This is a genomic window from Halomonas sp., from assembly GCF_041689495.1.
Lineage (GTDB): Bacteria > Pseudomonadota > Gammaproteobacteria > Pseudomonadales > Halomonadaceae > Halomonas.
In genome coordinates this window covers 1-9,313 of the sequence record NZ_JBDNGD010000415.1, presented here as the reverse complement: position 1 = coordinate 9,313, position 9,313 = coordinate 1, and the positions used below count along the sequence as shown (strand labels likewise).

General features: G+C 60.6%; 7 protein-coding genes. 5 read left to right on the top strand and 2 right to left on the bottom strand.

All coding sequences use genetic code 11. The annotated features are described in order from the left end of the window. Nucleotides 1-420 precede the first annotated feature (420 nt). Nucleotides 421-1,311, bottom strand: a complete 891-nt coding sequence (locus ACESMD_RS12935; RefSeq protein ID WP_372613793.1) for an NAD(P)-dependent oxidoreductase — start codon at nt 1,309-1,311, stop codon at nt 421-423. Nucleotides 1,312-1,406: 95 nt separating this feature from the next. Then, nucleotides 1,407-2,693 (bottom strand): citrate synthase, encoded by a 1,287-nt coding sequence (gene gltA, locus ACESMD_RS12930; protein ID WP_372613791.1) that lies wholly within the window; start codon nt 2,691-2,693, stop codon nt 1,407-1,409. 384 nt (nt 2,694-3,077) lie between these two features. Between gltA and sdhC the strand changes: the two genes are divergently transcribed. The 5 genes from sdhC to ACESMD_RS12905 form a co-directional block, all read left to right on the top strand. Then, the gene (gene sdhC, locus ACESMD_RS12925) at nt 3,078-3,455 is read left to right on the top strand and encodes a succinate dehydrogenase, cytochrome b556 subunit (protein WP_372613789.1); all 378 of its coding nucleotides are present in this window, start codon (nt 3,078-3,080) and stop codon (nt 3,453-3,455) included. Continuing rightward, on the top strand, nt 3,449-3,796 hold the full coding sequence (sdhD, locus tag ACESMD_RS12920; RefSeq protein WP_372613787.1) for a succinate dehydrogenase, hydrophobic membrane anchor protein: 348 nt from the start codon (nt 3,449-3,451) through the stop codon (nt 3,794-3,796). The genes sdhC and sdhD overlap by 7 nt, the downstream gene beginning before the upstream one ends. A 3-nt stretch (nt 3,797-3,799) precedes the next feature. Continuing rightward, nucleotides 3,800-5,572, top strand: a complete 1,773-nt coding sequence (gene sdhA / locus ACESMD_RS12915; protein WP_372613785.1) for a succinate dehydrogenase flavoprotein subunit — start codon at nt 3,800-3,802, stop codon at nt 5,570-5,572. Nucleotides 5,573-5,584: 12 nt separating this feature from the next. Continuing rightward, the gene (locus ACESMD_RS12910) at nt 5,585-6,295 is read left to right on the top strand and encodes a succinate dehydrogenase iron-sulfur subunit (RefSeq protein ID WP_372613783.1); all 711 of its coding nucleotides are present in this window, start codon (nt 5,585-5,587) and stop codon (nt 6,293-6,295) included. Nucleotides 6,296-6,543: 248 nt separating this feature from the next. Continuing rightward, on the top strand, nt 6,544-9,313 hold a 2,770-nt coding region (locus ACESMD_RS12905), incomplete at its 3' end, for a 2-oxoglutarate dehydrogenase E1 component (RefSeq protein ID WP_372613781.1).

Below are 9,313 nucleotides of genomic sequence, written 5' to 3'. Positions count from 1 at the left end.
CCTTTTAAAACAATAGGTTAAAATAGGTCAAAAATTGATCAATCTAAGGTCTTCGGCCTGTTCATGGCGATTTCATGGCGTTCCCGCATGCTTGTGAACAGGTTTATCCACAGATTATGTGGAAAAGATATCCCACCTTTCGGCAGGGGAATCGAGTTTTTGGAAGTGGAGAAATGTCAATCGCGTCCAGCATGGAATGTCAGCCGTGGCTGGTGCTTGAGCGAGTCCCCTGGCCAGGATGTCAGGCAGCACCTGGGGCAGTCAGTGGAAGGTGGAGAGATAGGTAGTGAGCTAGGTAGTGAGCATGGCACGAGACATGGCACGAGAAGTGATCCGCGCTGAACGCTGGGCGGACGCGAGGAGGCCGAGACGAAAAGATAACGGCCACCCCATTGGGCGGCCTGTGGGGGGGGGGGGGTGCTAGCGTTTTTCCACCGCGCGCAGCCGACGCAGCAGTGAGGTGGTGTCCCAGCGGCCACCACCCAGTACCTGGACGTCGGCGTAGAACTGGTCCACGAGTGCCGTCACGGGCAGTCGGGCCTGAAGGCGACGCGCCTGGTCCAGGCATATCCCTAGGTCCTTGCGCATCCAGTTCACCGCGAAACCATGTTCGTACTCATCCGCGATCATGGTCTTGTGGCGATTCTCCATCTGCCAGGAGCCGGCTGCCCCCTTGGAGATGACATCGATCACCCGTTGCTGGTCGAGGCCCGCCTGCTCGGCGAAGTGCATTCCTTCCGCCAGCCCCTGGACGAGTCCGGCGATACAGATCTGGTTGACCATCTTGGTCAGTTGGCCGCTGCCGGCTGGGCCCATCAGGGTGACGGCCTTGCCGTAGTGGTCGAGCATCGGACGGGCCTTGTCGAAGTCCGCCTCGCTGCCCCCGCACATGATGGTCAGAGTGCCGTTTTCGGCCCCCTGCTGGCCGCCGGAGACCGGCGCATCGAGAAAGCCGATGCCCTTGTCGCGACAGACCGTATCGAGTTCCTCGGCGAGATCTGCCGAGGCGGTGGTGTGATCGACGAGCAGGCTGTCGGCGGCCATCCCCTCGAGGACGCCGCCGTCACCCGTGGTGACCTGGCGGACGTCATCGTCATTGCCCACGCAGACCAGTACCAGATCGGCACCCTGAGCCGCTTCTCGAGGTGTCGCGTGGTGGCTGCCGCCATGCTCGGCGGTCCAGGCCTCGGCCCTGGCGCTGGTGCGGTTGTAGACCCGGACCGAGAGGCCTGCCTTGGCGAGATGGCCGGCCATGGGATAACCCATGACACCCAGACCGATAAAGGCGACTGTCGAAATACTCTTGCTCATCTTGTCTGTTCCTCTTGTTGGGTGGAATTGGAGTTAATGATGCAGAAAGCCGCCCGTGGGCGGCTTCCTGCAGAGTGCGCGACTGTATAGGCACCTTACTTGGCGGGATAGTCGCGCTGGGTATGGCCAGTATAGAGCTGGCGGGGACGACCTATCTTGTAGTCGCCGGTGATCATCTCGTGCCAGTGGGAGATCCAGCCGATGGTGCGGGACACCGCGAAGATGACGGTGAACATGTTCTTGGGGATGCCCATGGCCTTGAGGATGATGCCGGAGTAGAAGTCGACGTTCGGATAGAGCTTGCGCTCGATGAAGTACTCGTCTTCCAGGGCGATCTGCTCGAGGCGCTTGGCAATCTTGAGCTGCGGGTCGTCGGCCCTGCCGAGCTCGCTCAAGACCTCGTCGCAGGTCTCCTTCATGACCTTGGCACGCGGGTCGAAGTTGCGGTAGACGCGGTGGCCGAAGCCCATCAGCTTGAAGGGGTCATCCTTGTCCTTGGCGCGGTCCACGAAGCGCTGGATGTTCTCTTCGGAGTCGTCGCCGATCTCATCGAGCATATTGAGAACGGCTTCGTTTGCGCCACCGTGTGCCGGTCCCCAGAGGGCGGCGATGCCGGCGCTGATGCAGGCGTAGGGATTGGCGCCGGTGGAGCCGGCCAGCCGCACCGTGGAGGTGGAGGCGTTCTGCTCGTGATCGGCATGGAGCATGAAGATGCGGTCCATGGCCTTGGAAAACACCGGGTTGTTCTTGTACTCCTCGCAGGGGTTGCTGAACATCATGTAGAGGAAATTCTCTGCATAGCTCAGGTCGTTGCGCGGATAGTTGAAGGGCTGGCCGATGTTGTACTTGTAGCACATCGCCGCCAGGGTCGGCATCTTGGCGATCAGGCGGACCGCACTGATCTCGCGGTCTTCGGCTACCGTGATGTTCATGTGGTCATGGTAGAAGGCGGCCAGACCACCGACGACACCACAAATGATCGACATCGGGTGAGCGTCGCGACGAAAGCCCTTGAAGAAGTTGTTGATCTGGTCATGGACCATGGTGTGGTTGGTGATGCGGCTCTCGAAGTCGCTGTACTGCTCGGTGCTGGGCAGTTCGCCGAACAGCAGCAGGTAGCATACCTCGACGAAGTTGGATTCCTTGGCCAGCTGGTCGATGGGATAGCCGCGGTACAGCAATACGCCCTTGCCTCCATCGATGTAGGTGATGGCGGATTCGCAGGCCGAGGTCACCATGAAGCCGGGGTCGTAGGTGAAGAGACCTTGCGCACCCAGTTTGCGGACATCGATGACATCTGGCCCCACACTGCCCGAATAGATCGGCAGATCGATCGGCGCGTCCAGTCCGTCTACCGTCAGTGTCGCTTTCCTGTCAGCCATGGTGGCCTCCTGTCGAGTACGTGGTGGGTCGAAATATCGTTGTTTCGCTGACGCTGCCGGCGAAAAGGTTTGCCCACTAGCAAGGTTTGCCCACTATAGAAGCGTCCCAGCGATTGTCAATTAGCCCATGGCGAGGGGTTAGTTGTACGAACAATATGTTCTTATTATGGTCTTGTATAGGTAATGGTGCCTTGCACCATGGTCTAGTCTGCCCCGTCCTCATTTGTCATGGGAGGGCCGCTGCCCTATAATCCTTCGCGCGACAGGCAGGAAAAGGCGGCGCTTGCCCATACTACGACGATGGCCGTCTTCTTCCCGAAACCACCGCCCGCTCGGGCCAGTTCGACATGATCCAGAGTGGGCCAAGAGAGTGTGTATAGAGCCGTGAATAGCAAACGACCCGTAAATCTGGATCTCACCACCATACAATTTCCCCTTCCCGCCCTGACGTCGATTGCTCATCGCATCACGGGGGTAATCCTCTTCATCGGCCTGATCTTCGCCTTCTGGGCCCTGGACACGTCACTGTCGTCGCCGCTGGGCTTCGAGGCCGTGCGTGACACCCTGGCCAACAACGTCCTTGCCAAGTTGATCACCTGGGGACTGTTGTCGGCATTGGCCTTCCACCTCGTCGCCGGCATCAAGCATCTGCTGATGGATCTGGACATCGGCGTGACCCTCGAGGGCGGCGTCAAGAAGGCGCAGGCCACCGTGGTGGTGAGTGTCGTTTTGATCATTCTGGCGGGAGTCTGGATATGGTAACCAACATCACGAATCTGGGTCGCAGTGGCCTCTCCGACTGGCTGATACAGCGTGTCTCGGCCGTTATTCTGGCGCTCTACACCCTTTTCATCGTTCTCTATCTGCTGTTCAATCCCGGTCTCGATTATGAGGCCTGGAACGGGCTCTTCTCGCAAACCTGGATGCGAATCTTCTCGTTGCTTGCCTTCGTGTCACTGGCCGCCCATGCCTGGATCGGCCTGTGGACCGTGACCACCGACTATCTCAAGCCGACCGGTATCCGTGTCGGTGTCCAGATTCTCGTCATTTTGTCCATCTTCGTGTTCCTGGTCTGGGGCATTCAAGTTCTGTGGGGAGCCTGATTCATGTCCAACATGCGTAGCCTGACGTTCGATGCCATCATCATCGGCGGTGGAGGGGCCGGCATGCGTGCTGCCCTGGAACTGGCCAAGTCCGGCAAGAAAACCGCCGTCCTTTCCAAGGTCTTTCCGACCCGTTCACATACCGTCTCTGCCCAGGGCGGTATCACCTGTGCCATCGCTTCGGCCGACCCCAACGATGACTGGCGCTGGCACATGTATGACACCGTCAAGGGCAGCGACTACATCGCCGACCAGGACGCGGCCGAGTACATGTGTTCCGAGGGCCCCAAGGCGGTGTTCGAGCTCGAGCACATGGGCCTGCCGTTTTCCCGCTTCGACAACGGCCGCATCTATCAGCGCCCCTTCGGTGGTCAGTCGAAGAATTTCGGCGAAGGGGGCCAGGCGTCTCGGACCTGTGCCGCCGCCGACCGTACCGGCCACGCCCTGCTGCACACCCTTTATCAGAACAACCTCAAGAATGACACCACCTTCCTCAATGAATGGTATGCCGTCGACCTGGTGAAGAACGCCAACGGTGAGGTGGTAGGCTGCATCGCCATGGACATCGAGTTTGGTGAAGTGGTGCAGGTCAAGGCCAAGGCCACGGTGCTGGCCACCGGCGGTGCCGGGCGCATCTATGCTTCCACTACCAATGCCCTGATCAACACCGGCGACGGTATCGGCATGGCGCTGCGTGCCGGCTTCCCGATGCAGGACATGGAGATGTGGCAGTTCCACCCGACCGGTATCTACGGTGCCGGCACCCTGGTGACCGAAGGCTGCCGCGGCGAGGGTGGCTACCTGGTCAATAAGGATGGCGAGCGCTTCATGGAGCGTTACGCCCCCAATGCCAAGGACCTGGCCGGCCGCGACGTGGTCGCGCGTTCCATAGTCATGGAGATCCTCGAGGGCCGCGGTTGTGGCGAGAAGGGCGACCATGTCCTGCTCAAGCTCGACCACCTGGGCGAGGAGGTGCTCGGCAAGCGTCTTCCCGGCATCGTCGAGCTGTCCAAGACATTCGCCCATGTGGATCCGGCCAAGGAACCAATCCCCGTGGTGCCGACCTGTCACTACATGATGGGAGGTATCCCCACCAATGTGCATGGCCAGGCGATCATGCAGGATGCCGACGGCAACGATCAGATCATCAACGGTCTGTTCGCCTGCGGTGAGGCGGCCTGTGTGTCCGTGCATGGTGCCAACCGCCTGGGCGGCAACTCGCTGCTCGACCTGGTGGTCTTCGGCCGTGCGGCCGGCATGTACATCGAGGGGGCGCTCAACGAGGGCATCGAGTACCTCGATGCCAGCGAGTCGGACGTCGAGACGGCCATGAAGCGCATCACCCGCTGGAACGAGTCCTCGGATGGGGAGACCGTCCCCGAGCTCAAGCGTGCGCTGCAGGACATCATGCAGACCTCGTTCGGTGTCTTCCGCGAGGAAGACAACATGCAGAAGGGTGTGACGCAGCTCGCGGAACTTCGTGAGCGTATCGCCGGGGCGTACCTGCCGGACAAGTCGAATACCTTCAACACGGCGCGTGTCGAAGCGCTGGAACTGGATAACCTGATGGAGGTGGCCGAGGCGACTGCCATTGCGGCCCTGGAGCGCAAGGAGAGTCGTGGCGCCCATTCCCGCTATGACTATCCGGACCGTGACGACGTGAACTGGATGAAGCACTCGATGTACTTCCCGCTGGAGAAACGGCTGGGTAAGCGGGACGTCAACTTCGCTCCTCGGACCGTCGATATGTTCGAGCCGAAAATCCGCACCTACTAAGGGGGAGTCACAATGTCCAATCTTCAGGTATCCCTGTACCGTTACAATCCGGAAACCGATTCCGCGCCCTACATGGAGGACCTCGATGTCGACACCCAGGGGCGTGACGTCATGGTGCTGGATGTGCTTCACATGATGAAGGAGCAGGATAACGGTCTGGCCTATCGTCGCAGCTGTCGCGAGGGTGTCTGCGGGTCCGACGGCATGAACATGAACGGCAAGAACGGCCTGGCCTGCATCACCCCGCTCTCCGAGGTGGTGAAAGATAATCGACTGGTGCTGCGTCCCTTGCCCGGCCTTCCGGTGATCCGTGACCTGGTGGTCGACATGGCGCTGTTCTACAAGCAATACGAGCGGATCGAGCCCTATCTGCAGAATGACCAGCCGGCACCGGCCATCGAGCGCCTGCAGTCGCCGGAGGAGCGAGACAAGCTGGATGGCCTCTACGAGTGCATTCTCTGTGCGTGCTGCTCCTCCGCCTGCCCCTCCTTCTGGTGGAATCCCGAGAAATTCGTCGGTCCCGCCGGCCTGCTGCAGTCCTACCGCTTCCTGGCCGATTCCCGCGATACGGCTACCCAGGAGCGTCTCGCCGAGCTCGAGGACCCGTTCTCAGTGTTCCGTTGCCGGGGTATCATGAACTGTGTCGCGGTTTGTCCCAAGGGGCTCAACCCGACCCGTGCCATCGGCAAGATCCGTGACATGCTTCTGGCAAATGCCACTTAAATCGTGACGCGGGGCTTGTTATCATATGCCACGCTTACCAATGGCGGCATGTGCTGCTCGAATAAGGCGGCAGATTACCAAGAGCCGGTGCCCTGGGTGCCGGCTCTTGACCATAGAATGATGGGTTGCCGGCCTTCGGCCGGCCCCGCCGGAGAAGACAAGGCCCGGCTGGCCGGGCACCAGCGATGTCCCTCTGGAACCATGGCGGCGGCATCGATCACACCCCATCAGTGCAGGGTGACCGAGATATGCAAGAAGGCATAATGGAGTTGATGTGGCGCTCCTCACACGTGAGTGGCGGCAATGCCCACTATGTGGAAGCGCTCTACGAGCAATATCTGGAAGATCCTCAGGCCGTTGCCGAGGAATGGCGACAGTATTTCGATGAGCTGTCGGATCCCGAAGGTGGTGCTGCCCAGGACGTCCCGCTTTCCCCCATTCGTGACCAGTTCTACCAGTTGGGTCAGCAGCGGCGAAGCGCTCATTCGGGTGCCGCCGTCGACAGTGGCGAGAACAAGAAGCAGGTCAAGGTTCTACAGCTGATCAACGCCTACCGCTTCCGCGGGCACCAGAAGGCCGAGATCGATCCTCTGGGTCTGCGCAGCCCGACCCCCGTCCCCGATCTCGACCTCTCCTTCCACCAGCTCTCCAAGGCCGACCTGGATACCGAGTTCCAGACCGGCTCCTTCTTCATGGGCGTGGACAAGGCGCCGCTGAAGGAGATCGTCAGCGCACTGGAGCAGACCTACTGTCGCTCCATCGGCTGCGAGGTCATGCATATCGTCGATACCGAGGAGAAGCGCTGGCTCCAGCAACGTTTTGAATCGGTTCGCTCGGCGCCGAAATTCAGCAACGACATTCGCAAGCACTTCCTGGAGCGGTTGACCGCCGCCGAGGGCCTCGAGACCTATCTGGCCTCCAAGTACCCGGGAACCAAGCGTTTCGGCATCGAGGGTGGCGAAGTCTTCATTCCCATGATGGATGAGCTGATCCAGCGCGCCGGCGCCTATGGGGCCAAGGAAGTGGTCATCGGGATGGCGCACCGCGGGCGTCTCAACCTGCTCGTCAACATCCTCGGCAAGAATCCCTCCGAGCTGATCGACGAATTCGACGGCAAGAAGGTCATCGAGCGCGGCTCGGGGGACGTCAAGTACCACCAGGGCTTCAGTTCCAACATCATGTCACCGGGTGGGGAGGTTCACCTGGCGATGTCGTTCAACCCCTCCCACCTGGAGATCGTTGCGCCGGTGGTCGAGGGCTCGGTACGCGCTCGCCAGGATCGTCGCGATGATCCGGATGGCACCAAGGTACTGCCGATCAGCGTCCACGGCGACGCGGCCTTCGCTGGCCAGGGCGTGGTCATGGAGACCTTCCAGATGTCCCAGACCCGTGCTTACAAGACCGGGGGCACGATACACATCGTCATCAACAACCAGATCGGCTTCACGACGTCGCATCCCCTGGATACTCGTTCCAGCGAGTACTGTACCGATATCGCCAAGATGGTCCAGACCCCCATCTTCCACGTCAATGGGGACGATCCCGATGCGGTCCTGCATGCGACCCAGGTCGCCCTCGATTATCGTCACGAGTTCAAGCGCGACGTGGTGATCGACCTGGTGTGCTATCGCCGACGCGGCCACAACGAGGCCGATGAGCCGTCCGGCACTCAGCCGATGATGTATCACAAGATCAAGGACCATCCCTCGTCGCGGGCGCTCTATGCGCAGCGGTTGGTCGACCAGGGCGTGGTCAGCGAAGACGAGGCCAATCGGCTCATCGAGACCTACCGCGATGATCTGGACGCCGGCAACCATGTGGCCAATGCGCTGGTCCTGGAGCCCAATACCGAGCTGTTCGTCGACTGGCGGCCCTATCTTGGCCATGAGTGGACGGGTGATGCCGATACGTCCTTCGACCTCAAGCGCCTGCAGCAGTTGGCAGGGCGTATGTGCGAAATCCCGGATGGTATCGAGGTCCAGCGGCAGGTGTCCAAGCTCTACGAGGATCGCCGCAAGATGCAGGCGGGGGCGCTGTCGGTCAACTGGGGCTTCGCCGAGACCCTGGCCTATGCCACCCTGCTCGATCAGGGGCATCCGATTCGCATTACCGGGCAGGACGTGGCCCGTGGCACCTTCTCCCACCGCCATGCGGTGGTTCACAACCAGAAGGATGGGAAGGCCTATGTGCCGCTGCAGCACATGTCGGACGGCCAGCCGTGCTTCACCATCCACGATTCCTTCCTGTCGGAAGAGGCCGTGCTGGCCTTCGAGTATGGTTATGCCACCACCATGCCCAAGGCCCTGATCATCTGGGAAGCCCAGTTCGGTGACTTCTTCAACGGCGCCCAGGTGGTGGTGGACCAGTTCATCTCTTCCGGTGAGACCAAGTGGGGACGCATTTGCGGGCTGACCATGTTGCTGCCCCATGGTTACGAGGGCCAGGGTCCCGATCATTCCTCCGCTCGCCTCGAGCGTTTCCTGCAGATGTGCGCCGAACAAAACATGCAGGTCTGTGTGCCGACCACACCTGCGCAGATCTTCCACATGCTGCGGCGTCAGGTGATTCGCCCGCTGCGCAAGCCGCTGGTAGTGATGACGCCCAAGAGCTTGCTGCGTCACAAGGAGGCGACCTCGACGCTTGAGGAACTCTCCGATGGCAAGTTCCAGATGGTTCTGCCCGATCAGGCTAAGAAAGATCCTGCCGGTATCGAACGCATCATTCTCTGCGCCGGCAAGGTCTACTATGATCTGGCGAACTGGCGGGAGGAGAACGCCCGTGACGATGTCGCCATCCTGCGGATCGAACAGCTCTATCCCTTCCCGAAGGACGAACTCGAGGACGCCATCAAGGATTATGTCAATGCCGATACGGTGGTGTGGTGCCAGGAAGAACCGCTCAATCAGGGTGCCTGGTATTCCAGCCAGCATCATATGCGCGCGGTGAGCGACCTGCTTCGAGAAGGCCTGGGCCAGGAACTGAAGTTCGCCGGACGCCCGGCGTCGGCGGCCCCCGCGG